19 protein-coding genes are annotated in these 25,032 nt (G+C 70.4%); 14 read left to right on the top strand and 5 right to left on the bottom strand.

Annotated elements, in window-relative coordinates:
* Positions 1 to 33: 33 nt before the first annotated feature.
* A complete protein-coding gene (locus DY262_RS06180) occupies positions 34 to 1,941 on the top strand; it encodes a type IV pili methyl-accepting chemotaxis transducer N-terminal domain-containing protein (RefSeq protein WP_116958511.1) in 1,908 nt (635 codons plus the stop codon).
* Entirely contained in the window at positions 1,938 to 2,630 is a 693-nt protein-coding gene (locus DY262_RS06175; protein ID WP_116958093.1) for a response regulator, read from the top strand. Before DY262_RS06180 ends, DY262_RS06175 begins: the two co-directional genes overlap by 4 nt.
* A 6-nt stretch (positions 2,631 to 2,636) precedes the next feature.
* Here DY262_RS06175 and DY262_RS06170 read toward each other — a convergent pair whose 3' ends face one another.
* The gene (locus DY262_RS06170) at positions 2,637 to 3,191 is read right to left on the bottom strand and encodes a hemerythrin domain-containing protein (RefSeq protein WP_116958092.1); all 555 of its coding nucleotides are present in this window, start codon (positions 3,189 to 3,191) and stop codon (positions 2,637 to 2,639) included.
* Positions 3,192 to 3,348: 157 nt separating this feature from the next.
* On the opposite strand from DY262_RS06170, the gene DY262_RS06165 reads away from it, so the two are divergent.
* The 10 genes from DY262_RS06165 (at position 3,349) to DY262_RS06120 (ending at position 17,930) form a co-directional block, all read left to right on the top strand.
* Complete coding sequence (locus DY262_RS06165) at positions 3,349 to 4,620, top strand: MFS transporter (RefSeq protein WP_116958091.1); 1,272 nt, start codon at positions 3,349 to 3,351, stop codon at positions 4,618 to 4,620.
* A 21-nt stretch (positions 4,621 to 4,641) separates the two neighbouring features.
* Positions 4,642 to 6,054 carry a NarK family nitrate/nitrite MFS transporter gene (locus DY262_RS06160; protein WP_116958090.1) on the top strand — a complete coding sequence of 471 codons (1,413 nt, stop codon included), beginning with the start codon at positions 4,642 to 4,644 and terminating at the stop codon, positions 6,052 to 6,054.
* A gap of 25 nt (positions 6,055 to 6,079) precedes the next feature.
* Entirely contained in the window at positions 6,080 to 9,895 is a 3,816-nt protein-coding gene (locus DY262_RS06155) for a nitrate reductase subunit alpha (RefSeq protein WP_116958089.1), read from the top strand.
* 18 nt (positions 9,896 to 9,913) lie between these two features.
* On the top strand, positions 9,914 to 10,276 hold the full coding sequence (locus DY262_RS06150) for a cupin domain-containing protein (protein ID WP_116958088.1): 363 nt from the start codon (positions 9,914 to 9,916) through the stop codon (positions 10,274 to 10,276).
* The gene (gene narH / locus DY262_RS06145) at positions 10,273 to 11,805 is read left to right on the top strand and encodes a nitrate reductase subunit beta (RefSeq protein ID WP_116958087.1); all 1,533 of its coding nucleotides are present in this window, start codon (positions 10,273 to 10,275) and stop codon (positions 11,803 to 11,805) included. Before DY262_RS06150 ends, narH begins: the two co-directional genes overlap by 4 nt.
* 1 nt (position 11,806) lies before the next feature.
* Positions 11,807 to 12,499 carry a nitrate reductase molybdenum cofactor assembly chaperone gene (gene narJ / locus DY262_RS06140; protein ID WP_116958086.1) on the top strand — a complete coding sequence of 231 codons (693 nt, stop codon included), beginning with the start codon at positions 11,807 to 11,809 and terminating at the stop codon, positions 12,497 to 12,499.
* Positions 12,496 to 13,203, top strand: a complete 708-nt coding sequence (narI, locus tag DY262_RS06135) for a respiratory nitrate reductase subunit gamma (RefSeq protein ID WP_116958085.1) — start codon at positions 12,496 to 12,498, stop codon at positions 13,201 to 13,203. Before narJ ends, narI begins: the two co-directional genes overlap by 4 nt.
* A 3-nt stretch (positions 13,204 to 13,206) precedes the next feature.
* Positions 13,207 to 14,058 carry a peptidylprolyl isomerase gene (locus DY262_RS06130; RefSeq protein ID WP_116958084.1) on the top strand — a complete coding sequence of 284 codons (852 nt, stop codon included), beginning with the start codon at positions 13,207 to 13,209 and terminating at the stop codon, positions 14,056 to 14,058.
* A gap of 145 nt (positions 14,059 to 14,203) precedes the next feature.
* Positions 14,204 to 16,642 (top strand): adenosylcobalamin-dependent ribonucleoside-diphosphate reductase, encoded by a 2,439-nt coding sequence (locus DY262_RS06125; RefSeq protein WP_116958510.1) that lies wholly within the window; start codon positions 14,204 to 14,206, stop codon positions 16,640 to 16,642.
* Entirely contained in the window at positions 16,635 to 17,930 is a 1,296-nt protein-coding gene (locus DY262_RS06120) for an NAD(P)/FAD-dependent oxidoreductase (RefSeq protein WP_116958083.1), read from the top strand. Before DY262_RS06125 ends, DY262_RS06120 begins: the two co-directional genes overlap by 8 nt.
* Positions 17,931 to 17,937: 7 nt before the next feature.
* Here DY262_RS06120 and DY262_RS06115 read toward each other — a convergent pair whose 3' ends face one another.
* The 4 genes from DY262_RS06115 to gcl all read right to left on the bottom strand — a co-directional run bounded on the left by DY262_RS06115 (position 17,938) and on the right by gcl (position 23,202).
* The gene (locus tag DY262_RS06115; RefSeq protein ID WP_116958082.1) at positions 17,938 to 19,431 is read right to left on the bottom strand and encodes a nucleobase:cation symporter-2 family protein; all 1,494 of its coding nucleotides are present in this window, start codon (positions 19,429 to 19,431) and stop codon (positions 17,938 to 17,940) included.
* Between the two features lie 210 nt (positions 19,432 to 19,641).
* Entirely contained in the window at positions 19,642 to 20,565 is a 924-nt protein-coding gene (locus tag DY262_RS06110; protein ID WP_116958081.1) for a 2-hydroxy-3-oxopropionate reductase, read from the bottom strand.
* 10 nt (positions 20,566 to 20,575) lie between these two features.
* Positions 20,576 to 21,370 (bottom strand): hydroxypyruvate isomerase, encoded by a 795-nt coding sequence (gene hyi / locus DY262_RS06105; protein ID WP_116958080.1) that lies wholly within the window; start codon positions 21,368 to 21,370, stop codon positions 20,576 to 20,578.
* A 35-nt stretch (positions 21,371 to 21,405) separates the two neighbouring features.
* Positions 21,406 to 23,202, bottom strand: a complete 1,797-nt coding sequence (gene gcl, locus DY262_RS06100; RefSeq protein WP_116958079.1) for a glyoxylate carboligase — start codon at positions 23,200 to 23,202, stop codon at positions 21,406 to 21,408.
* A gap of 122 nt (positions 23,203 to 23,324) precedes the next feature.
* Here gcl and DY262_RS06095 point away from each other — a divergent pair, with 122 nt between their 5' ends.
* Positions 23,325 to 24,233, top strand: a complete 909-nt coding sequence (locus tag DY262_RS06095) for a LysR family transcriptional regulator (RefSeq protein WP_116958078.1) — start codon at positions 23,325 to 23,327, stop codon at positions 24,231 to 24,233.
* A 56-nt stretch (positions 24,234 to 24,289) separates the two neighbouring features.
* Positions 24,290 to 25,015: a GntR family transcriptional regulator gene (locus DY262_RS06090; protein ID WP_116958077.1), complete on the top strand. Its 726-nt coding sequence runs from the start codon at positions 24,290 to 24,292 to the stop codon at positions 25,013 to 25,015.
* The last annotated feature ends 17 nt before the right edge of the window (positions 25,016 to 25,032 follow it).

Here is a 25,032-nt window from a genome sequence, read left to right as displayed (position 1 = left end):
GCCGACAATGCCGACGCACCCTTTGCTGTCACCATGCCTTCCGTCGCCCGAGCCTGGCCGCGCCAGCTCTCCACCAAGTTCGTGCTCATCGGCCTGGCGCTGCTGCTGCTGGCGCTGTTGTCCATCGGCCTGACGATGTGGGTCACGCGCCAGATCGAAGGCGGCGCGGCCGCGGTCAACGAGGCCGGTCGCCTGCGCATGCAGGCCTGGCGCCTGGCCAGCGCCTGGCAGGGCGGACGCGACCCCGCCCAGGTGCCCTTGCTCGTGGCCGAGGTCGACCGCACGCTGGCCCTGCTCGACCGGGGCGACCCGCAGCGCCCCCTGGCCGTGCCCTGGAGCGAAGCCAGCCGCGGGCACTTCGCCGATATCCAGGGACGATGGGAGGCCATGCGGCCGCTGTGGATGACCCCCGGCGACGCCGGGCGCGAGGCCGCGGCGCTCACGGCGCGCATCGACGGCCTGGTCGAACGCATCGACGCCCTGGTGCGCGCCATGGAGTCCACCATGGCGCGCTACACGGCCGTGCTCAACCTGTTCCAGTTCGTCATGATGGCCATGGCGGTGGCCGCGGCCGTGGTCTCGCTCTATGTGGGCCAGCTGTTCGTGATCCACCCCCTCAAGCGGCTGCGGGCCGGCCTGCGCCAGATCGAGGCGGGCGACTTCACCGCGCGCGTGGAGGTGGAGTCGCACCAGGAGTTCGCCGAGCTGGCGGCCGGCTTCAACCACATGGCGCAGACCCTGCAGGGGCTGTACCACGGCCTGGAGCGGCAGGTGCAGGCCAAGACGCGCGACCTGGAGGCCAAGCGCGCGCGCCTGGCGGCGCTGTACGAAGTGAGTTCGCTCATCGTCAACGCGCGCACGCTCGATGAACTGGCGCGTGGCTTCGCGCGCAAGCTGCGCGCCGTGAGCGGCGCCGACGCGGTGGCCATCCGCTGGAGCGACGAGGGCTCGCGGCGCTACTTCATGCTCGCCAGCGACTGCCTGCCCCAGCAGCTGGTGGAAGACGAGCGCTGCCTGGAGGCCGGCGAGTGCGCCTGCGGCCAGCCCGCCGCCACGGCGCGCACGCGCGTCATCCCCATCGCCACCGCCGCGGACCGGCGCCTGGGCGGTTGCGCGCAGGAGGGCTACGTCTGCCTGATCGGCGTGCCCATCCGCCACCAGGAATACCTGCTGGGCGAGGTGAACCTGTTCTACCGCCATGAAGCCCTGCTGGGCGAGGACGACCGCGGCCTGTACGACGCGCTGGCGGGCCACCTGGCCAATGCGGCCGAGAACCTGCGCGTGCAGGCCCTGCTGCGCGAATCGGCGGTGAGCGAGGAGCGCGGCCTGCTCGCGCGCGAACTGCACGACTCCATCGCGCAGGCGCTGTCCTTCCTGAAGATCCAGGTCGCGCTGCTCAAGGCGGCCGTGCAACGGGGCGACGCGGCCGCGGTGCCGGCCATCATCGAGGAGATCGAGGCCGGTGTGCGCGAGAGCACCAACGACGTGCGCGAACTGCTGGTGCACTTCAGGACCCGCACGCCCGACGGCGACATCGAGGACGCGCTGCGCACCACGCTGCGCAAGTTCGAGCTGCAAAGCGGCCTGAACGCGCGCCTGGACCTGCAGGGCCATGGCGTGGCCCTGCCGCCGGACACCCAGCTCCAGGTGCTGCATGTGGTGCAGGAAGCGCTGTCCAACGTGCGCAAGCACGCTGGCGCGAGCGAGGTGTCGGTGGGCGTGCAGCGCGGGCCGCGCTGGCGCTTCACCGTGCGCGACAACGGACAGGGCTTCGCGACCGATGGCGCGCGCGACGCCGACACCCACGTGGGCCTGCACATCATGCGCGAGCGCGCCCAGCGCATCGGCGCGCGGGTCGAGGTCCAATCCCGCCCCGGCAGCGGAACCGAGGTGTCGCTCGACGTGCCCGCTCCCGCCGCCGATCTGCCCGCCACGCCATGAACGAGCCGGTCATTCGCCTTCTCGTGGTCGATGACCACCAGCTGTTCCGCCGCGGCCTCATGGCCCTGCTGGCGCAGGAACCCGGTTTTTCGGTGGTCGGCGAGGCCGGCGACGCCACCGCGGCGATGGGCCTGGCGGCCCGGTTGCGGCCCGACCTGGTGCTGCTCGACAACCACATGCCCGGCGTCACCGGCATCGACGCGGTCGCCGCGCTCAAGGCCGCCGCGCCGCAGGCGCGCGTGCTCATGCTCACCGTGAGCGAGAACGAAAGCGACCTTGCGCGCGGCCTGCGCGCGGGCGCCGACGGCTACCTGCTCAAGACCATCGACACGGCCGACCTCGCGGCCTCCATCCGGCGGGTGTTCGAGGGCGACTCGGTCATCAGTCCCGAGATGATGGGCAAGCTGGTGGGCCTGCTGCGGCGCGGGCCGGCGGCGGACGAGGCGGGCGCGCCAGCGCCCGCGCCGCCAGAGCCGCCGCCGTCCGACCCCATCCACTCCCTTTCACCGCGCGAGCGCGAGATCCTGCGCCTGATCGCGCGCGGCGACAGCAACAAGCACATCGCGCGCGCCCTCGACATCGCCGAGACCACGGTGAAGATCCATGTGCAGCACATCCTGCGCAAGCTCGAACTGAGCAACCGCGTGCACGCGGCGGTGTACGCCACCGAGCGCGGACTGCTGGCCTGAACCGCTTCAGGGCGCGGCGATGCCGCGCCGCGCGCGCATGGCGGCGCCGATGTGCGCGAGCGCGGCGCCATCGAGCAGCCGCTCGGCCAGCGGCAGCAGCTCGGCCTCCTCGCGCTCGATGTGCCGCTCGTACGCGGCGATGAACGCGTCGGCCACGGCCGGCGACAGCGCCGCGCCGTCGCCGCCGCGCACGCCCTCCAGCCCGGCCTCCAGGCGCCGCCACAGGTCCTCGAGCGCGCGGTGCTCCAGCGCCAGCGCCTGCGTGAGCCGGAGCACGGCCTCGCGCTCGGATCCGTGCGCCGCGTCGCGCAGCGCCGGAAACAGGTCGGCCTCCTCGTCCGCGTGGTGGTGCGGCGCGGCCTGGCGGAAGTAGCGCAGAACGGCCTCGGCCGCTTGCGCGGCGCTGCGGTCCGCACCGTGGCGCGGCAGGTGCCCGCACAGGCGCCGCAGCGTTTCGCACTGCGCCTGCACGCGGCCATGGCAGGCCGAGAGCATTTCCAGCGGCACTTCGGTGGTGGCGGTGTCCCGGGCCTGACCGGGCAGGGCGATGCGCATGACCATGGCGCATCCTAGGCCCGCGGGGCCGCTGTGGACAGAACATAGCTCTTTGGGAGGATGCCGGAGTCCTTCCACCGGGAGGCTCCCATCGCTCGTGCGCAGGATGTTGCGGGCGCCGCCGCGACGGCACAGTGTCCGGCATGGTCAAGGGAGCGATCTCATGAACGGCGACACCGCAAGAACCCGCCAAGCCTGGTCCGTGCTGATCGTGAGCACATGGGCTTTCACCGTGTGCTTCATGGTGTGGATGATGTTCGGCGTGATCGGCATCCCGATCCGGCAGATGCTGAATCTCAACGCCACGCAGTTCGGCCTGCTCACGGCCACGCCCGTGCTGACGGGCTCGCTGGTGCGCGTGCCGCTGGGCATCTGGACCGACCGCTACGGCGGCCGCACCGTGATGACGCTGCTGATGGCGGCCACCGTGCCCGCCATCTGGCTCATGGCCTACGCCACGCAGTTCTGGCACTTCCTGGCCATCGGCTTGTTCGTCGGCCTGGCCGGCGGCTCCTTCTCGGTGGGCACGCCCTACGTGGCGCGCTGGTTTCCCAAGCACCGGCAGGGCATGGCCATGGGGGTGTACGGCGCCGGCAACAGCGGCTCGGCGGTCAACAAGTTCGTGGCGCCGGTCATCCTGGTGGCCTTCGGCTGGCAGATGGTGCCGCAGGTGTACGCGGCCATCATGGCCGGCACCGTGCTGCTGTTCTGGCTGTTCAGCCACAGCGACCCGGCGCACCTCGTGCCCAGCCAGGCGGGCTTTGCGCAGCAGCTCAAGGCGCTCAAGGACCGCCGGGTCCTCAAGTACTGCCAGTACTACAGCATCGTCTTCGGCGGCTACGTGGCGCTGGCGCTGTGGATGGTGCAGTACTACATCGGCGAGTACGGCCTGGACATCCGCCTGGCCGCGCTGCTGGCGGCCTGCTTCTCGCTGCCTGGCGGTGTGCTGCGTGCGGTCGGCGGCGTGCTCAGCGACCGGTACGGCGCCCACAAGGTCACCTGGTGGGTGCTGTGGGTGAGCTGGGTCTGCCTGTTCCTGCTGAGCTACCCGAAAACGCAGTTCACCGTCAGCGCCGTCGACGGCCCGCGCACCTTCACCATCGGCCTCAACGTCTATGCCTTCACCGCGCTGATGGCCGTTCTGGGCGTCGCCTTCGCCTTCGGCAAGGCCAGCGTCTTCAAGTACATCGCCGACGACTACCCCACCAACATCGGCGCCATCAGCGGCATCGTCGGCCTGGCCGGCGGCCTGGGCGGCTTCGTGCTGCCCATCCTGTTCGGCCTGCTGCTCGACCTCACCGGCATCCGCTCCAGCGCCTTCATGCTGCTCTATGGGGTGGTGTGGGTGTCGCTGATCTGGATGTACTGGACCGAGGTGCGCCGCACCGACGTCCTGCGCGGCGCGGGGTCCGCCGAGCCTTCGCCCGCGCACTGAGCGCCCCTCCAGGAGAAGCCCATGAGCACCAGCACCCGGGCGACGGCCCCCACCGGCCGCGTCCTCACCATCTGGACACCCGAAGACAAGGCCTTCTGGGAACGCGAAGGCGAAGCCATCGCCAAGATCAACCTGTGGATCAGCGTGCCCGCGCTGTTCCTGGCCTTCGCCATCTGGCAGGTCTGGAGCGTGGTCGCCGTCAGCCTGCCGGCGCTGGGCTTCAACTACTCGACCGACCAGCTGTTCTGGCTGGCGGCGGCGCCGGCCCTGTCGGGCGCCACGCTGCGCATCTTCTATTCCTTCATGGTGCCCATCTTCGGCGGGCGCCGCTGGACGGCCATCTCCACCGCCCTGCTGCTGATCCCCGCGATCGGCATCGGCGTCGCGGTGCAGGACAACACCACACCCTACGCCACCATGCTGGTGCTGGCCCTGCTGTGTGGCTTCGGCGGCGGCAACTTCAGTTCCAGCATGGCCAACATCAGCTTCTTCTTTCCCAAGGAGCGCAAGGGCTCGGCGCTGGGCGTGAACGCCGGCCTGGGCAACCTGGGCGTGTCGGTGGTGCAGTTCCTCAGCCCGCTGGTGGTGACGGCGGGCATCTTCGGCATCTTCGGCGGCGAGGCCCAGACCATCGTGAAGAACAGCGCCACGGTGCAGGTCTGGACGCAGAACGCCGCCTTCATCTGGGTGCCCTGGATCGCGCTGGCCTCGCTGGCGGCCTGGTTCGGCATGAACGACATCGCCGACGCCAAGGCTTCCTTCGCCGCGCAGGCCGCGATCTTCCGGCGCAAGCACAACTGGCTGATGTGCGTGCTCTACCTGGGCACCTTCGGCTCATTCATCGGCTATGCCGCCGGCTTTCCGCTGCTGATCAAGAGCCAGTTCCCGGGCGTCAACCCGCTGGCCTACGCCTGGCTCGGCCCGCTGGTGGGCGCCCTGGTGCGGCCGTTCGGCGGCTGGCTGGCCGACAAGCTGGGTGGCGCGCGCGTGAGCTTTTGGAACTTCGTGGTGATGGCCCTGGCCGTGGGCGGGGTGCTGCTGTTCCTGCCCAGGCAGGGCGCCGGCGGCCACTTCACGGGTTTCTTCCTGATGTTCCTGGTGCTCTTCCTCACCACCGGCATCGGCAACGGGTCCACCTTCCGCATGATCCCGGTGATCTTCCTGAACCAGGCGCTCAAGGGCGTCGACCCGCGCGATGCCGAGGCCGTGGCGCGCGCCACGCGCGAAGGCAACACCGAGGGCGCGGCCGCGCTGGGCTTCACCGCCGCCATGGCCGCCTACGGCGGCTTCTTCATCCCCAAGAGCTACGGCACCTCGATCACCCTTACCGGCGGACCCGAGGCCGCGCTCTACCTCTTCATCGTGTTCTATCTGCTGTGCATCGCGATCACCTGGTGGCAGTACAGCCGCCGCAACGCGCCCATGCCCTGCTGATGCCCCGGGAACCAAGGAGTCCGACATGAGCCATTTCCTCGACCGCCTGATGCATTTCAAGCTGCCGCGCGAGTCCTTCGCCGACGGGCATGGGCAGGTCACCAACGAAGACCGCACCTGGGAGGACGCCTACCGCAACCGCTGGGCGCACGACAAGATCGTGCGCAGCACGCACGGCGTGAACTGCACCGGCAGCTGCTCCTGGAAGATCTACGTCAAGGGCGGCATCGTCACCTGGGAGACGCAGCAGACCGACTACCCGCGCACGCGCTGGGACATGCCCAATCACGAGCCGCGCGGCTGCGCGCGCGGGGCCTCCTACTCCTGGTACCTCTACAGCGCCAACCGCGTGAAGTACCCCATGGTGCGCGGGCGGCTGCTGCAGCGCTGGCGCGCCGCGCTGGCGGTGGCGAAGGACCCGGTGGCCGCCTGGGCCTCCATCGTCGAGAACCCCGAGGCGCGGCGCGACTACCAGCAGGTGCGCGGCATGGGCGGCTTCGTGCGCAGCAGTTGGGACGAGGTCAACCAGCTCGTGGCCGCGGCCAACGTTTACACCATCCAGCGGCACGGGCCCGACCGCATCATCGGCTTCTCGCCCATCCCGGCCATGAGCATGGTCAGCTACGCCGCGGGCTCACGCTACCTCTCCCTCATCGGTGGCGTGTGCATGAGCTTCTACGACTGGTACTGCGACCTGCCGCCGGCGAGCCCGCAGGTCTGGGGCGAACAGACCGACGTGCCCGAATCGGCCGACTGGTACAACAGTTCGTACATCATCGCCTGGGGCTCCAACGTGCCGCAGACGCGCACGCCCGACGCGCACTTCTTCACCGAGGTGCGCTACAAGGGCGCCAAGACGGTGGCCGTCACGCCCGACTACTCCGAGGTCGCCAAGCTCGCCGACCTGTGGCTGCACCCCAAGCAGGGCACGGACGCGGCGCTGGCCATGGCCATGGGCCATGTGGTGCTCAAGCGCTTCTACTTCCCCGAGAACGGCCCCCGCTCGAGCTACTTCGACCACTACGCGCGCCGCTACACCGACCTGCCCATGCTGGTGGTGCTCAAGGACAAGACCCTGCCCGACGGCCGCGTGGTGCAGGTGCCCGACCGCTACCTGCGCGCCAGCGACTTCAACGGCCGCCTGGGCCAGAAGAACCACCCGGAATGGAAGACCGTGGCCTTCGATGCCGATGGCCGCGCCGTGCTGCCGCAGGGCAGCATCGGCTTTCGCTGGGGCCCCGAGGGCCGGGACGACGCCGGCCGCTGGAACCTGGAGAACAAGGAGGCGCGCCATGGCGCCGAGGTTCGCCTGAAGCTCTCGGTTCTGGAGGACGGCGAGCAGGCGCACGAGGTGGTCGACGTGGGCTTTCCCTACTTCGGCGGCCAGGCCTCGCCGCATTTCGCGGGCAATGACTCGGCCGGGGCGGTGAACCTGGCGCGCGTGCCCGCGGTGCGCCTGCGCCTGGGCAAGGCCGGTGAAGAGCGCCACGCGCTCGTGGCCACCGTGTTCGATCTGCAGGTCGCGCAGTACGGCATCGACCGCGGCCTGGGCAGCGGCGCGGCGTCGTTCGACGAGGACGCACCCTACACGCCGGCCTGGCAGGAGCGCATCACCGGCGTGCCGCGCGAGCAGGTGATCACCGTGGCCACGCAGTTTGCCGACAACGCCGACAAGACCCAGGGCAAGTCCATGGTCATCATCGGCGCGGCCATGAATCACTGGTACCACGCCGACATGAACTACCGCGGCGTGATCAACCTGCTCATGATGTGCGGCTGCATCGGCCAGAGCGGGGGCGGCTGGGCGCACTACGTGGGCCAGGAGAAGCTGCGCCCGCAGACCGGCTGGACCGCGCTGGCCTTCGCGCTCGACTGGATCCGACCGCCGCGCCAGCAGAACAGCACCAGCTTCTTCTACGCCCACACCGACCAGTGGCGTTACGAAAAACTCGACCTCGGGGAGATCGTGAGCCCCCTGGCCGACAAGGCCGCCTGGGGCGGCAGCATGATCGACTACAACGTGCGCGCCGAGCGCATGGGCTGGCTGCCCAGCGCGCCGCAGCTCAAGACCAACCCGCTGCAGGTGGTGGCAGACGCCACGGCCGCGGGCATGGACCCCAAGGACTACGTCGTCAAGGCGCTCCAGGACGGCACGCTGGAGATGAGCTGCGAGGACCCGGACGCCCCGCAGAACTGGCCACGCAATCTCTTTGTGTGGCGCTCCAACCTGCTGGGCTCCAGCGGCAAGGGCCACGAGTACTTCTGCCGCCACCTGCTGGGCACGCAGCACGGCGTGCAGGGCGCCGACCTGGGCCCGGACGCCGCGAAACCCGCCGAGGTGCGCTGGCACGACACAGCCCCCGAGGGCAAGCTCGACCTGCTGGTCACACTCGACTTCCGCATGAGCACCACCTGCCTGTACAGCGACGTGGTGCTGCCGACCGCGAGCTGGTACGAGAAGAACGACCTCAACACCAGCGACATGCACCCCTTCATCCACCCCCTGTCGGCCGCCGTGGACCCGGTGTGGCAAAGCCGCAGCGACTGGGATATCTACAAGGGTTTCGCCAAGGCCTTCAGCGAGGTCTGCGTGGGCCACCTCGGTGTGGAGAAGGACGTGGTGCTCACGCCGCTGATGCACGACAGCCCGGCCGAGCTGGCCCAGCCCTTCGAGGTGAAGGAGTGGAAGAAGGGCGAGTGCGATCTCATCGCGGGCAAGACCGCGCCGCAGATCGCCGTGGTCGAGCGCGACTACCCCAACGTGTTCAAGCGCTTCACCGCGCTGGGGCCACTCATGAACCAGCTGGGCAATGGCGGCAAGGGGATCGGCTGGAAAACCGAACAGGAGGTCACGCAGCTCGGCCAGCTCAATGGCGCCACCGAAGAGCCGGGGGCCACGCACGGCCTGCCGCGCATCGTCAGCGACATCGACGCCTGCGAGGTGATCCTGCAGCTCGCGCCCGAGACCAACGGCCACGTGGCCGTGAAGGCCTGGGAGGCGCTGGGCAAGGCCACCGGGCGGGACCACCGGCACCTGGCGCTGTACCGCGAGGACGAGAAGATCCGCTTCCGCGACATCCAGGCGCAGCCGCGCAAGATCATCAGCTCACCGACCTGGAGCGGCATCGAGAGCGAAACCGTGTCCTACAACGCGGGCTACACCAACGTGCACGAGCTGATCCCCTGGCGCACGCTCACCGGGCGCCAGCAGTTCTACCAGGACCACCCCTGGATGATCGCCTTTGGCGAGGGCTTCAGCAGCTACCGCCCGCCGGTGGACCTCAAGACCACCGACGCGGTGCAGGGCCGCCAGCCCAATGGCCACACCGAAATCGTGCTGAACTTCATCACGCCGCACCAGAAGTGGGGCATCCACAGCACCTACAGCGACAACCTGATCATGCTCACGCTCAACCGCGGGGGCACGGTGATCTGGCTCAGCGAGACCGACGCGCAACGCGCCGGCATCGTGGACAACGACTGGGTCGAGCTGTTCAACGTGAATGGCGCGGTGGCCGCGCGCGCGGTGGTCAGCCAGCGCGTCAACCCCGGCATGGTGATGATGTACCACTCGCAGGAGAAGATCATCAACACGCCCGGCTCGGAGATCACCGGCGTGCGCGGCGGCATCCACAACTCGGTCACGCGCATCGTGCTCAAGCCCACCCACATGATCGGTGGCTACGCGCAGCTCAGCTACGGCTTCAACTACTACGGCACCATCGGCACCAACCGCGACGAGTTCGTGGTGGTGCGCAAGATGCGCCGGGTGGACTGGCTCGACACGCCGCGCGACGATCACCTGGCCCGCGCCTATCAGGCCCAGGGCGAAAACCCCTGAACGCGGCGGGAGCACCCCATGGCTTTGCCCCACGCCGCCGCCGCCGAGGTGATTGCCGCCGGCCCTCTGGGCCCGGCGCTGGCCGCTTCCTCGTCGCGCACCCTGGTGCGCGACCGTGGCCTGCAGATCTTCCGGCTGGTGCTCACGGCCGGTCAGGTGCTCGCGCCGCATCGCGTGCGCGACCGCATGGTCATCCAGTGCCTGGAAGGCCGCTTCGAGTTCGAGGCCATGGGCCGCCGGCTCGTGCTGGGCGCGGGCGACCTGTGCCACCTACCTCCCGATGAAGAGCATGCCGTGCGCGCCTTCGAGGCCTGCTCGGCCCTGGTGACGCTGTTCGGCGTCGACACCCACGAACCCCCCGCCCCAGGAGAACAAGCATGAAAGTGCGCGCACAGATCGGCATGGTGCTGAACCTGGACAAGTGCATCGGTTGCCACACCTGCTCCGTCACTTGCAAGAACGTATGGACCACGCGGCCCGGCGTCGAGTACGCCTGGTTCAACAACGTGGAGAGCAAGCCCGGCATCGGCTACCCCAAGGAATGGGAGAACCAGGACCGCTGGAAGGGCGGCTGGGTGCGCCGCGCCGACGGCGGCATCGAGCCGCGCCAGGGCGGCCGGTGGTCGCTGCTGATGAAGATCTTCGCCAACCCGAACCTGCCGCAGATCGACGACTACTACGAGCCCTACACCTTCGACTACGACCACCTGCAATCCGCGCCCGAGATGCGGCACGCGCCGACGGCACGGCCGCGCTCGCTCATCACCGGCCAGCGCATGGAGAAGATCGAGTGGGGCCCCAACTGGGAGGAGATCCTGGGTGGCGAGTTCGCCAAACGCAGCAAGGACCCCAACCTCGACGGCTTCCTCGACGCGCAGAAGGCCATGGTGGGCGAGTTCGAGAACACCTTCATGATGTACCTGCCGCGCCTGTGCGAGCACTGCCTGAACCCCGCCTGCGTGGCCTCCTGCCCCTCGGGCTCGATCTACAAGCGCGAGGAAGACGGCATCGTGCTGATCGACCAGGACAAGTGCCGCGGCTGGCGCATGTGCGTGAGCGGCTGCCCGTACAAGAAGATCTACTACAACTGGAAAAGCGGCAAGGCCGAGAAGTGCACCTTCTGCTATCCGCGCATCGAGGCCGGCCAGCCCACGGTGTGCAGCGAAACCTGCGTGGGCCGCATCCGCTACCTCGGCGTTCTGCTCTACGACGCCGACCGCATCGCCGAAGCGGCCAGCGCCGAGCAGGAGATCGACCTCTACCGCTCGCAGCTCGACATCTTTCTCGACCCGAACGACCCGGCCGTGATCGAGCAGGCCCGCGCCGACGGCATTCCCGAGGCCTGGCTGGAGGCGGCGCGCCACAGCCCGGTGTACCAGATGGCGGTGCGGTGGCAGGTGGCCCTGCCGCTGCACCCCGAGTACCGCACCCTGCCCATGGTCTGGTACGTGCCGCCGCTGTCGCCCATCACGGCCGCCGCCAACGCCGGCCAGCTGGGCATCAACGGGGAGATCCCCGACGTCTCGCAGCTGCGCATCCCGCTCAAGTACCTGGCCAACCTGCTCACGGCTGGCGACACGCAGCCCGTGGCGCGCGCGCTCGAGCGGCTGCTGGCCCTGCGCGCCTACCAGCGCAGCAAGCACGTCGATGGCGTGCTCAACCAGAGCGTGCTTGACCAGGTGGGACTCACGGTGGCGCAGGTGGAGGCCATGTACCGCGTGATGGCCATCGCCAACTACGAGGACCGTTTCGTCATTCCCGGCACCCACCGCGAGTACGCGGAGAACGCGTTCAACGTCAAGGGCGGCTGCGGCTTCAGCTTTGGCAATGGCTGCAGCGAGGGCGTGACCGAGACCAGCCTGTTCGGCAGCGAGAAGCGCCGCACGATTCCCATCCAGGCGGAGATCTGACATGAAGAACCCTTTTGCGCCCGCACCCGCGGCCCCGCGCACCTTGCGCGTGCTGGCCCGCCTGCTGAGTTACCCCGACGAGGCCTTGCGCGGCCACGCCGCCGACATGGCCCAGGCGCTGGCCGGCGAGGGCGCGCTCGCCGCGGCCCGCCGCGGCGAGCTCGAGCTCCTGCTGGCGCGCCTGGCGCGCCGGCCCGCGCTGGCGGTGGAGGCCGAATTCGTGGAGCTGTTCGACCGTGGCCGAAGCACCTCGCTGCACCTGTTCGAACACGTGCACGGCGATTCGCGCGACCGCGGACCGGCCATGATCGATCTCATCCGCACCTACGAGCAGGCCGGCCTGCTGTTGCGCGAGGACGAACTGCCCGACCACCTGAGCGTATTGCTCGAGTACGCGTCCACGCAGCCGCCGGCGCAGGCGCGCGAGCTGCTGGCCGAGACGGCCCATATCCTGCGGGCGCTCTTCAGCGCCCTGCTCAAGAAAGGCAGCCCCTACGCCAGCGTGCTGGCCGCCGCGCTCGAACTCGCGGGCGAGCGCGCCGAGCCGGTGGCCGTGCCCGAGGACGAGCCGCTCGACCAGACCTGGGAAGAGCCGCCGGTCTTCGACGGCTGCTCCACCGCCGGCCAGGCCCGCCCTGGCGCCGAGCAAGCCGTTCGTTTCGTGCGATCCGCCAGCCAAGGAGTGCAGCCGTGAACACCTTGCACAACATCCTGTTCAGCGTCTATCCCTACATCTGCCTGTCGGTTTTCCTCATGGGCAGCCTGGCGCGCTTCGACCGCGACCAGTACACCTGGAAGAGCGATTCCTCGCAACTGCTGCGCGCCGGACAGCTGCGCTGGGGCAGCAACCTCTTCCACGCCGGCATCCTGTTCCTGTTCTTCGGCCACGCCGTGGGCCTGCTCACGCCGCACTGGGTCTACGAGCCCTTCATCTCACCGGCCCACAAGCAGATGCTGGCGGTGGTGGCCGGCGGCGTGGCCGGCGCGGTCTGCTTCGTGGGCCTCACGCTGCTGCTGCACCGGCGCATCTTCGATCCGCGCATCCGGCTCACCAGCCACCGCACCGACCTGTTCATCCTGGTCATCCTGTGGGTTCAGCTGGTGCTGGGCTTGATCACGCTGCCGTTCTCCCTCGGCCACAGCGACGGCAGCGTGATGCTGGTGCTGTCCGACTGGGCGCAGCGCATCGTCACCTTGCGCCCCGACGCGAGCGGCCTGCTGAACCTGGCCTGGCCCTACAAGGTGCACCTGGTGCTCGGCATGACCATCTTCCTGCTGTTCCCGTTCTCGCGCCTGGTGCATGTGTGGAGCGGCTTCGCCACCGTGGCCTACCTGCTGCGCCCCTACCAGGTGGTGCGCAGCCGGCGTGTCGGGCTGCCCACCCGACAGGAGCGCTGAACCATGACCGGACACGAACCCAGCGGCTGCGGCAGCGGACACTGCGGCTGCGCCGCGAGCGCCAGCGCCCCGGCGGCGGCCGGCGCCGAAACCCCCAGCGTCAACGGCGTTCGGCTGGTCGGTCCGGGCGAACGCCTGGGAACCGACGAGCTGCGCGAGCGCGCCCACACCGAGCTGCTGCGCCAGGCCGCGGTGCGGCGAGGCCGCCTGCCCGCGCAGGACGTGCAGACCGCGCCGCCGCTCAACGCGGACCAGCGCGCCGCCATCGAAGCCATGCTCGACGATGAGGTGACGGTGCCCGTGCCGGACGCCGAGTCCTGCCGGCGCCACTACGAGGCGCACCGCCAGCGCTACCTGGTGGGCCAGGCCCGCCATGTGCGCCACATCCTGTTCGCGGTCACGCCGGGGGTGGACGTGCACCGCCTGGCCCAGCGCGCCGAGGCCGCGCTGCTGGAGCTCACGCGCAAGGACGCCGAGCCCGGCCGGTTCGAGGCGCTCGCGCGCGAGCTGTCCAACTGCCCGAGCGGCGCGCAGGGCGGCGACCTGGGCTGGATCGCCCCCGAGGACTGCGCGCCCGAGCTGGCCAACGAGCTCTTCCACCTGCGCGACAGCGCCTGGGGCATGGGCGTGCACCCGCGCCTGGTGCACTCGCGCCACGGCCTGCACATCGTCGAGGTGCTGGGCCGGCGCAACGGCACGCTGCCGCCCTTCGAGGCCATCGCCGAGCGCATCGCCGACGAGTTGGCGCTGCAGGCGCGCGCCGTGGCCTGGCGCCAATACATGCAGATCCTGGTGGGCGAGGCGACGCTGTGCGGCATCGCGCTCGACGGCGCGGGCTCGCCGCTGGTGCAATGAGCGCCGGTGCCGGCGCGCCCGGCGGCACGGCGCGTGGGCCCGGACGGCTGCCGATCGGCCCGATGTGCGCCGCGCCGTGGAAGCGGGTACCCTGTGGCTTCACGCAGCCATGGGGCGTGTGCCCACGCCCGAGGACACCCACACCATGAACAGAGAACCCGCCGCGCGCGAGCTGTTGCCCCAGTTGGACCCCCAGCCCATCAGCGAAGAGGTGCTGCGCGAGAAGTACCTCAAGGACGGCGAAACCACGCGCGAGCAGCTGTTCGCCCGCGTGGCGCGCGCCCTGGCCAGCGTGGAAGCGCCCGAGCTGCGCGCCGGGTTCGAGGCGCGCTTCCTGGCGCACCTGCGGCAGGGCGGCATCGGTGCCGGGCGCATCATGAGCGCGGCCGGCACCGAGCTGCAGGCCACCCTCATCAACTGCTTCGTGCAGCCGGTGGGCGATTCCATTCAGGGCCGCGACGAGTCCGGCTACCCGGGCATCTACGAGGCGCTGCGCGAGTCCGCCGAGACCATGCGCCGCGGTGGCGGCGTGGGCTACGACTTCTCGCGCATCCGTCCGCGCGGCGCGCGCGTGAAGGTCACGGCCTCGGTCGCCTCCGGGCCGTGCAGCTACATCAACGTCTTCGACCAGTCCTGCGCCACGGTGGAAAGCGCGGGCGCGCGGCGCGGCGCGCAGATGGGTGTGCTGCGCATCGACCACCCCGACGTGCGCGAATTCATCACCGCCAAGCGGACGCCCGGGCGCTGGAACAACTTCAACGTCTCGGTGGCCGTGCCCGACGCCTTCATGGACGCGGTGCTGGCCGACGCACCCTGGGACCTGGTACACCGCGCGCAGCCCGGCCCCGACCAGCTCGCCCGCGGTGCGCGCCAGCGCGACGATGGCCTGTGGGTCTACGAGACCGTGCGCGCCCGCGAGCTGTGGGACATGATCATGCGCTCCGCCTACGACTTCGCCGAGCCCGGCATCCTGTTCATCGACGCCATCGGGCGCGACAACAACCTGCGCGCGATCGAGAGCATCGAGGCGACCAACCCCTGTGGCGAGCAACCCCTGCCGCCCTACGGCTGCTGCGACCTCGGCCCCGTCATCCTCACCGGCTTCGTGCGCCACCCCTTCGGCGTGGGGGGCGAACCGGCCTTCGACTTCGATGCCTTCGAGCGCACCGTGGCCCTGCAGGTGCGCGCGCTGGACAACGTGCTCGACCTCACCTATTGGCCACTGCCCGAACAACGCGCCGAGGCGCAGGCCAAGCGGCGCATCGGCGTGGGCTTCACCGGGCTGGGCGACGCGCTCATCCTGCTCAAGCTGCGCTACGACAGCGAGGCCGGCGTGGCCATGGCCGCGCGCATCGCCGAGCGCATGCGCGACGCGGCCTACCGCGCCTCGGTGGAACTGGCGAAGGAGAAGGGCGCCTTTCCCAAGCTGGACGTGAACAGCTACCTGGCCAGCGGCACCTTCGCCAGCCGCCTGCCAGCCGACATCCAGCAAGGCATCCGCGCGCACGGCATCCGCAACAGCCACCTGCTGTCCATCGCGCCCACCGGCACGGTGAGCCTGGCCTTCGCCGACAACGCCTCCAATGGCATCGAACCCGCCTTCTCCTGGACCTACACGCGCAAGAAGCGCGAGGCCGACGGCGGCACGCGCGAGCATGAGGTGAGCGACCACGCCTGGCGCCTGTGGCGCGCGCTGGGCGGCGAGGCGCAGGCCTTGCCGCCGTACTTCGTGTCGGCGCTGGAGATGGGCGTGGACGGCCACCTGGGCATGATGGCCGCGGTGCAGCCTTTTATCGACACCTCGATATCGAAGACCGTCAACGTCCCCGCGGCCTACCCCTTCGATGACTTCAAGGACCTGTACCTCAAGGCCTGGAGCGGCGGCTTGAAGGGCCTGGCCACCTACCGGCCCAACGACATCCTGGGCGCCGTGCTGTCGGTGCAGGGCGCGGCCGAGGCCGAGGCGTCCGTTGCGCCGCCGCCCGGCGACCCCATGCGCAGCGTCATCGAGCAGCGCCCGCTGGGCGCGCTCGACGCCGTGGCCGAGAAGATCGAGTACTGGACGCAGGAGGGCCACCACACCACCTACATCGTGGTGTCCTTCCTGCCCGTGCCGGCGGCCGAGGGGCCTGGCACGCAGTCGCGCGCCATCGAGTTCTTCATGCCGGTGGGCCAGCGCGCCGAGTCGCAGCAGTGGATCACCGCCAGCATGCGGCTGTTGTCGCTGGCCGCGCGCGGCGGCTTCCTGGAGCGCGCGCTGCGCGACATGCGCAAGGTGGCCTGGGACCGCGGCCCTGTGCGCCTGGGCACACGCACACGCGAGGACGGCGCGGTGATCCCCATGTGGCACGACTCCGAGGTGGCGGCGCTGGCCTTCGCGGTGCAGAACATCCTGGAGCGCCGCCGGGGCGTGGTGGGCGCGGCATCCGTCGCCACGCCCGCCGCCGCGCCCTCGGCGGTGGCGCTGTCGGTGCCGGGCCAGATGGCCGGCCGCAAGTGCCCCGAGTGCGGCGCCCACGCCATGATCCGCAAGGACGGCTGCGACCACTGCACGGCCTGCGGCTACGTGGGCTCCTGTGGCTGAGCGCGACCCGCGTGCGCATGGCCTGTGGGCGGCCTCGGCACCGCCCGCGCCCGAGGCACCGCCCCTGCAGGGGCACCACTCGGTGGACGTGGCCATCGTCGGCGCTGGCTACACCGGCCTGTCGGCCGCGCTGCACCTGGCCGAGGGCGGCGCCTCGGCGCTGGTGCTGGAGGCCATGGACATCGGCCACGGCGGATCGGGCCGCAACGTGGGCCTGGTCAACGCGGGCCTGTGGCTCATGCCCGAGGCGCTGCCCGAGCGCCTGGGCCCCGTGCACGGCCCGCGCCTGCTGCAACGCCTGGGCGAGGGCCCTTCGGTGGTGTTCGATCTGATCGCGCGCCACGGCATCGCTTGCGAGGCGGTGCGCCAGGGCACGCTGCACTGCGCGGTGGGCGAGTCGGGCTGGCGCGAACTGGGCGAGCGCGCGCGCCAGTGGCGCGCGCTCGGGGCTCCGGTGGAGCTGCTGGACGCGCCCGCCGCCGCGCGGCTGATCGGCACCCCTGCCTACCGCGGCGCCTTGCTCGACCAGCGCGCCGGCACCCTGCAGCCCCTGGCCTATGCGCGCGGCCTGGCGCGCGCCGCGCTCGCGGCCGGCGCCTCGCTGCACGCGCGCTCGCCGCTGGCCGCCTTGCGGGACGAGGGCACGCACTGGCGCTTGAGCACCGCGCAGGGCGCCACGGTGCACGCGCGCTGGGTGCTGGTGGCCAGCAACGCCTACAGCGCGCCCGACGGCCCCTGGCCCGCGCTGCACGAGGAGCTGGTGCGCTTCCCGTACTTCAACCTCGCGACGCGCCCGCTGGATGAGCGCGAACGCGCGGCCATCCTGCCGCAGCGCCAGGGCGCCTGGGACACGGCCACGGTGCTGTCCTCGTTCCGGCTGGACGCCGCGGGACGTTTGGTGTTCGGCAGCGTGGGTGCCCTGCGCGGCGCGGGGCGCGCCATCCACACCGGCTGGGGCCGGCGCGCGCTCGCGCGCCTCTTTCCCGCCCTGCGCGGCGTGGCGTTCGAGCACCAGTGGTACGGCCAGATCGGCATGACGGGCGACGCGCTGCCGCGCCTGCACCGCCTCGCGCGCGGCGTCTGGTCCTTCAGTGGCTACAACGGCCGGGGCATCGCGCCGGGCACGGTGTTCGGCCGCGAGTTCGCGCGCCTGGTGCTGGGCCAGCAGGGCGAGGCCGACATGGCCCTGCCCGTGACGCCGCCGCGCGCCGCGCCGCTGCGCGCGGCGCGCGAGGCCTTCTACGAATTCGGCGCGCGCGCCGCGCACCTGGCGCGGGCGCGCTGGTGAATCGGGCTCAGTGCGCCTCCGCCGTTTTCGCGGCGTTGATGGCGGCACGGACGTCGCCGTTCGTGCCGTTGAAGAACAGGTTGAGCACCACCGCGGCCACCGCCGTCAGCAGGATGCCGGACTCGAGCAGGGGGTGCAGGCCATGGGCCATCTGCTGCGACCAGCGCGGCGCCACCAGGGGGATCAGGCCGAAGCCGATGGACAGCGCGACGATGTAGAGGTTGTTGCGGTTGCCCTGGTAGTCCACCGTCGACAGGATGCGGATGCCCGAGGCCGCCACCATGCCGAACATCACCAGGCCCGCGCCGCCCAGCACGAAGGTCGGGATGGACTCGACGAAGGCCGCCATCTTGGGCAGCAGGCCCAGCACCACCATGATGGCGCCGCCGGCCACGCAGACCCAGCGGCTGCGGATGCCGGTCACGCCCACCAGGCCGACGTTCTGGCTGAAGCTGGTGTAGGGGAAGGTGTTGAAGAGACCGCCGATCAGCGTGCCCAGGCCGTCGGTGCGCAGGCCGGCCGCCAGGTCCTTCTGCTCGATCTTCTTGCCCGTCATGTCCGACAGGGCCAGGAACATGCCCGTCGATTCGATCATCACGACGATCATGACCAGGGCCATGGTCAGGATCATCACGATGTCGAAGGTCGGCATGCCGAAGGCGAAGGGCGTGACCACCGCGAACCAGTCGGCCTTGGCCACCTTGTCGAAGTTCATCGCGCCCATGGACACCGCGATCGCGCAGCCCGCGACGATGCCCAGCAGCACCGAGATGTTGGCGATGAAGCCCCGGGTGTACTTCACCAGCAGGAGGATCACCAGCAGCACGGCCGCGGCGACGGCCATGTGGCTCAGCGAGCCGTAGTTCGGGTTGTTCACCATCGGGATCGGTCCCTGCAGAACGAGGGCGGGCGCGCTCGCGCCGCTGGCCACCGCCGCGGCCTGGGCCGCCTTGGCGCCATCGACCATGGCCACCAGCCGGGGCACGTCCACGCTTTGCGCCAGGGGCGCCGGGCCGCCCATGGCCCAGCCCACGCCCACGCGCATCAGGCTGATGCCGATGATGGCGATGATGGTGCCGGTCACGACGGGCGGAAAGAAGCGCAGCAGCTTGCTCACCATCGGCGCGATGAGCATGGAGACGACGCCGGCGCCGATGATGGCGCCGAAGATCGCGCGGGCACCGTCCACGCCGGGCATGGCGTTGGCGAAGGCCACCATGGGGCCGACCGCCGCGAAGGTCACGCCCATCATCACGGGCAGCCGGATGCCGAACCAGCGCGTCACGCCCAGGCTCTGGATCAGCGTGACAAGGCCGCAGACGAAAAGGTCGGCGGAAATCAGCATGGCGACCTGCTCGGGCGAGAGCTTGAGCGCCCGGCCCACGATCAGGGGGACCGCCACCGCGCCGGCGTACATCACCAGCACGTGCTGCAGGCCAAGCGCGGCCGTCTGGCCGAGGGGGAGTTTTTCGTCCACGGGGTGGACAGCGGGGGTGGACATGGGGTCGTCTCCTCAAGCCTCAGCGGTGGCGAGCGTCCTGGCGGAACGGATCCAAGGGGGAAGGCGGCCAGGGCTGACCGGTTCTTCCCCCCACCACAGCGGGCTCTGTGAGGAGCAAGGGTCGCGATCCCCGTCAAGGGAACCCGCGGCGACCGAATGGCAAAAAGTGTATACAGTTCTGTGTGCCATTCGCCTTCGGATAAACCCGCGTCAGTTCGACGGGACGGGGTCGCCGGCCGTCCGACCGATTTCCACGCCCGACAGCCGCTCGAGTGCGCGGACCAGGCCGGAATGGTCCCAGGCCGCGCCGCCCTGCGCCACGCAGGCGCTGAAGAGCTGTTGGGCGGTGGCCGTGCCCGGCAGCGCCAGGCCGAGCGAGCGGGCGGCGCCCAGCGCCAGGTTCAGGTCCTTCTGGTGCAGGGCGATGCGAAAACCGGGCTCGACGTTGCGCTTGACCATGCGATCGCCCAGCACCTCCAGGATGCGCGAGGTGGCCAGGCCGCCCAGCAGCGCCTCCCGCACCTTCGCCGGGTCCGCGCCGGCGCGCGCCGCGAACAGCAGGCCCTCGGCCACGGCCTGGATGGTGAGCGCCACGACGATCTGGTTGGCCACCTTGCAGGTCTGCCCGTCGCCGCTGCCGCCCACGCGCGTGATGTTCTGGCCCATGGCCTGGAGCACGGGCTTCAGGCGGTCGAAGACCTCGGGTTTGCCGCCGCACATGATGGACAGGGTGGCGTGGCGGGCGCCCAGCTCGCCGCCGGACACCGGAGCGTCCAGGTAGTCGCAGCCCAGCGCCTCGATGCGCCGGGCGAAGGCCTGGGTGTCCACGGGCGAGATGGAGGACATGTCGACCACCACCTTGCCCGGCGTCAGGCCTTCGGCCACGCCGTCCGGGCCGAACAGCACCGAGGCCACGTCCGGCGTGTCGGGCAGCATGGTGATGACGATGTCGGCCCGCTCGGCCACGCCGCGCGCGTGGGTGCATTGCGTGGCCCGGCTGTTGGCGATCTCGTCCGGCACCTTGCCGCGCGCGAACACGTAGAGGGCGTGGCCGGCGCTCAGCAGGTGGCCGGCCATGGGGCGGCCCATGACGCCGAGGCCGATGAAGCCGATCTTCAAGGTGGGGGTGCGCATTCGTGGTCTTTCAGTGGGTGGGTGCGGATGCGGTCAGGCGATCGAGCCAGCCCAGGCCCGCTTCGGTGCGGCCGGCGGGCTTGTACTCGCAGCCGATCCATCCGGCGTAGCCGAGGCGGTCGAGGTGTGCGAACAGGAAGGGGTAGTTGATCTCGCCGGTGCCCGGTTCGTGGCGACCCGGGTTGTCGGCGAGCTGGATGTGGGCGATGCGCGGCAGCCGCTTGTGCAGCGTGGCCGCGAGTTCGCCTTCCATGCGCTGCATGTGGTAGATGTCGTATTGGAGAAAGGCGTTGTCGGCGCCCAGCTCGTCGAGCAGGTCCAGCGTCTGGTCGCTGCGGGTCAGGTAGAAGCCCGGTATGTCGTGGCTGTTGATCGGTTCGAGCAGCAGCTTGAGGCCCGCCCGGCGCAGCCGCTCGGCGGCGAAGCCCAGGTTCTCGAGCAGGTTGCCGCGCAGCCTCGCCGGGTCCGCGCCCGGCGGAACCTGGCCGACCAGGCAGTTCAGCTGCTGCGCGCCCAGGGCCTGGGCATAGTCGATCGCCAGGTCCACGCCGGCGCGGAACTCGTCGCTGCGACCGGGCAGGCAGGCGATGCCGCGTTCGCCGGCCGCCCAGTGACCGGCGGGCAGGTTGTGCAGCACGAGCCGCAGCCCGTTGTCGTCCAGGCGGCGACGGATCTCCTGCGGCGCATGGTCGTAGGGAAAGAGGAACTCCACGGCCTCGAAGCCCGCGTCGCGCGCGAGCGCAAAGCGGTCGAGGAAGGGCGCCTCGTTGAAGAGCATGGTCAGGTTGGCCGCGAACTGGGGCATGTCGGGTCTTTCCTTGGGGTGGTGGGGAAGGCGGCTCAGTCGGGCCAGGTGGTGGCGATCGCCGTCGGCGAGTCGCAGCGGTCTTGCGCGAGCGCTTCGAACTCGGTCACGTTGTCGATCTCGGTGCCCATCGCGATGTTGGTCACGCGCTCGAGGATCAGCTCGACGACCACGGGCACCTCGAACTCCACCATCCAGGCCTCGGCCTGGGCGATGGCGGGCGCGATCTCTTCGGGCCGGTGCACGCGGATCGCCTTGCAGCCCAGGCCTTCCACCACCTTCACGTGGTCGACGCCGTAGCCGCGGGCCACCTCGTCGGCGGGCATGTTCACGTTGTCGAAGGCCAGCTGCACGCAGTAGTCCATGTCGAAGCCGCGCTGCGCCTGGCGGATCAGGCCGAGGTAGCTGTTGTTGACGACGATGTGCAGGTAGGGCAGCTTGAACTGCGCGCCCACGGCCAGCTCTTCGATCATGAACTGGAAGTCGTAGTCGCCCGAGAGCGCGACGAGCTTGCGCTGCGGGTCGGCCGCGCGCACGCCGAGCGCGGCCGGCACGGTCCAGCCCAGCGGTCCGGCCTGGCCGCAGTTGATCCAGCGGCGCGGACCGTAGACGTGCAGGAACTGCGCGGCGGCGATCTGCGACAGGCCGATGGTGGAGACGTAGGTGACGTCCTCGCCAAACGCCCGGTTCATGCATTGGTAGACGCGCTGCGGCTTCATGGGCACGTCGTCGAAGTGGGTCTTGCGCAGGTACCGGGGATCGGCCTTGCGGCCGTGGCATTGCGCCGCCCAGGCGCCGCGCTCGCGCAGCCGGCCGCTGGCGCGCCGCTCCTGGGCCACCTGGACCAGCAGTTCCAACGCGGCGCGGGCGTCGGAGACGATGCCGTAGTCGGGCGTGAACACGCGCCCGATCTGCGTGGGCTCGATGTCGATGTGAATGAACCGGCGGCCCTTGCAGTACACCTCCGGGCTGCCGGTGTGGCGGTTGGCCCAGCGGTTGCCAATGCCGATGACGAAGTCACTGGCCAGCAGGTTGGCGTTGCCGTAGCGGTGGCTGGTCTGCAGGCCGCACATGCCGGCCATCAACGGGTGGTCGTCGGGGATCGCGCCCCAGGCCATCAGCGTGGGGATCACCGGAATGCCGGTGAGCTCGGCGAAGCGCACCAGCAGGTCCGAGGCCTCGGCGTTGATGACGCCGCCGCCGGCCACGATCAGCGGCCGCTCGGCTGCGTCCAGCATGTCGAGCGCCTTCTCGATCTGCCGGCGCGTGGCGGCGGGCTTGTACACGGGCAGGGGCTCGTAGGTGTCGATGTCGAACTCGATCTCGGCCATCTGCACGTCCAGGGGCAGGTCGATCAACACCGGGCCGGGGCGGCCCGAGCGCATCAGGTGGAAGGCCTGCTGGAAGGCGCGCGGCACCTGGGCGGGCTCCATCACGGTGGTGGCCCATTTGGTGAGTGGCCTGGCGATGGCGGCGATGTCCACCGCCTGGAAGTCCTCCTTGTGCAGCCGGGCGCGCGGCGCTTGCCCGGTGATGCAGAGGATGGGGATCGAGTCGGCCTGGGCCGAGTACAAGCCGGTGAGCATGTCGGTGCCGGCCGGCCCCGAAGTGCCGATGCACACGCCGATGTTGCCGGCCTTGGCGCGGGTGTAGCCCTCGGCCATGTGCGAGGCGCCCTCGACGTGGCGCGCCAGCACGTGGGCGATGGTCTGTCGCTCGTGCAGCTGCGCGTACAGCGGGTTGATGGCGGCCCCCGGCACGCCGAAGGCCTGGGTCACGCCTTCCTTCTCCAGCACCAGCACCGCGGCCATCGCGGCCTTCATCTTCGCCATATCCGGCTCCTTGGTTGGGACGGACTCGATGGTGGTTCGGCGCGGGCCGGCTGGGAATTCCAGCCCGGGGATATGTCTTATTCCGGGTTGGAATGTGCCCCTTGGCGTGTATACATTCCGGTATGGACAAAGTCGCAGGCATGCAGATCTTCGTGCGCGTCGTCGAGACCGGCAGCTTCAGCAAGGCGGCGGCGGCGCTGGGCACCACGCAGCCCACCGCCACCAAGGCCGTGGCCGAGGCCGAGGGGCGCCTGGGCGTTCGGCTGCTGCACCGAAGCACGCGCGGCGTCACCCCCACCGAGGCGGGCAGCCTCTACTACGAGCGCTGCAAGCTGATCACGCGCGACGTGGAAGAGGCAGAGAACATCGCCGCGTTGCTTCAGAAGGCGGCGACGGGCACGCTGCGCATCAGCGCCTCGGTGGCCTTCGGGCGGCGCGTGATGGCGCCGCTGGTGCTGCGCTACATGCGCGAGCAGCCGATGCTGCAGATCGACCTCAGCTTCGACGACCGCTACGTCAACCTCGTGGAGCAGGGGGTGGACCTGGCGGTCCGCATGGGCCGCCTCGCGGATTCCACGCTCGGGGCGAGCTACCTGGGCACCAATCCGTGGATGCTGGGCGCCGCCCCGGCCTACCTGTCGCGGCGCGGCCGGCCGCGCTCGCCGGTCGAGGTTGCCGCGCACGACTGCCTCATCTACAGCAGCGTGCAGGGCGATGCGCGCTGGCTGTTCCACGGCGCCTCGGGAGAGGATGAGTCCGTGCCCGTCAAGGGGCCGCTGCGCTCGAACAACCTGAGCGCGGTGCTGGCCGCGTGCGAGGCGGGCTTTGGGCTCGCGGTCCTGCCGTGGTACGTGGCGCGCGATTCGGTGGCGGCGGGCCGTGTGGTGCCGCTGCTGGAGGGCCACGCCCTGCCGTCGCAGGAGATGCACGCCGTGTTTCCTTCGCCCAAGCTCGTGCCGCAGAAGGTCAAGTCCTTCATCGCCTGGCTTCAGTCTCAGCTCCAGGACGGCTGGTGGCAGCGCGCGCCCTGAGGCCCGCCCGATCCTTCGCCCGTCCGCCCCACCGCCCATTTCAAGGGACCGAACCCATGGCCAAGAAGCCCGCCGCGAACCCCAGGCCCACCGAGGCGAAACGCGCCCCGCGCACCGAGGCCAGCGCCACCGACCAGATCACGGAGTCCATCACCGGCGCCATCGTCGAACGCCGGCTGATGCCCGGCACGCGCCTGGTCGAGCAGCAGATCGCCGATGTGTTCTCGGTGTCGCGAACCATCGTGCGGCAGGCGCTCAACCAGCTCAGCCGCGACCGGCTGGTGACGCTGGAGCCGGCGCGCGGGGCCTTCGTGGCCATGCCGAGCATCGACGAGGCCCGCCAGGTGTTCCAGGTGCGCCGCCTGGTCGAAGGCGGCATGGTCCGCCAGCTGGCCGCCCAGGTCAGCGACGCGCAGATCGCCGAGTTGCGCATGCACCTGAAAGAAGAGCGCCAGGCCGTGGTGCGATCGGACGTGCCGGGGCGCACACGCCTGCTGGCGGACTTTCACGTGGTGCTGGCGCGCCTGCTGGGCAACGAGGTGCTGGCGGAGATGATCGCGGACCTGCTGTCGCGTTCGCAGCTGATCGCGCTGATGTACCAGTCGGGCCATTCGGCGGAGCACTCGCAGGCCGAGCACGTGGACATCGTCGAGGCCCTCGCCCGGCGCGACGGGCGCGCGGCCTCGCGCCTGATGGAGCAGCACATCACCAGCGTGGAGCGCAACCTGCAGCTCGACCCGCGCACGCCCGACCTGGCGGCGGTGCTGCGCCGTCGGGCCTGAGCGGCGGGCGGCAGAAG

It is taken from the genome of Hydrogenophaga borbori, assembly GCF_003417535.1.
Taxonomy (GTDB): domain Bacteria; phylum Pseudomonadota; class Gammaproteobacteria; order Burkholderiales; family Burkholderiaceae_C; genus Hydrogenophaga; species Hydrogenophaga borbori.
This window is presented reverse-complemented; position numbering and strand designations above follow the sequence as displayed.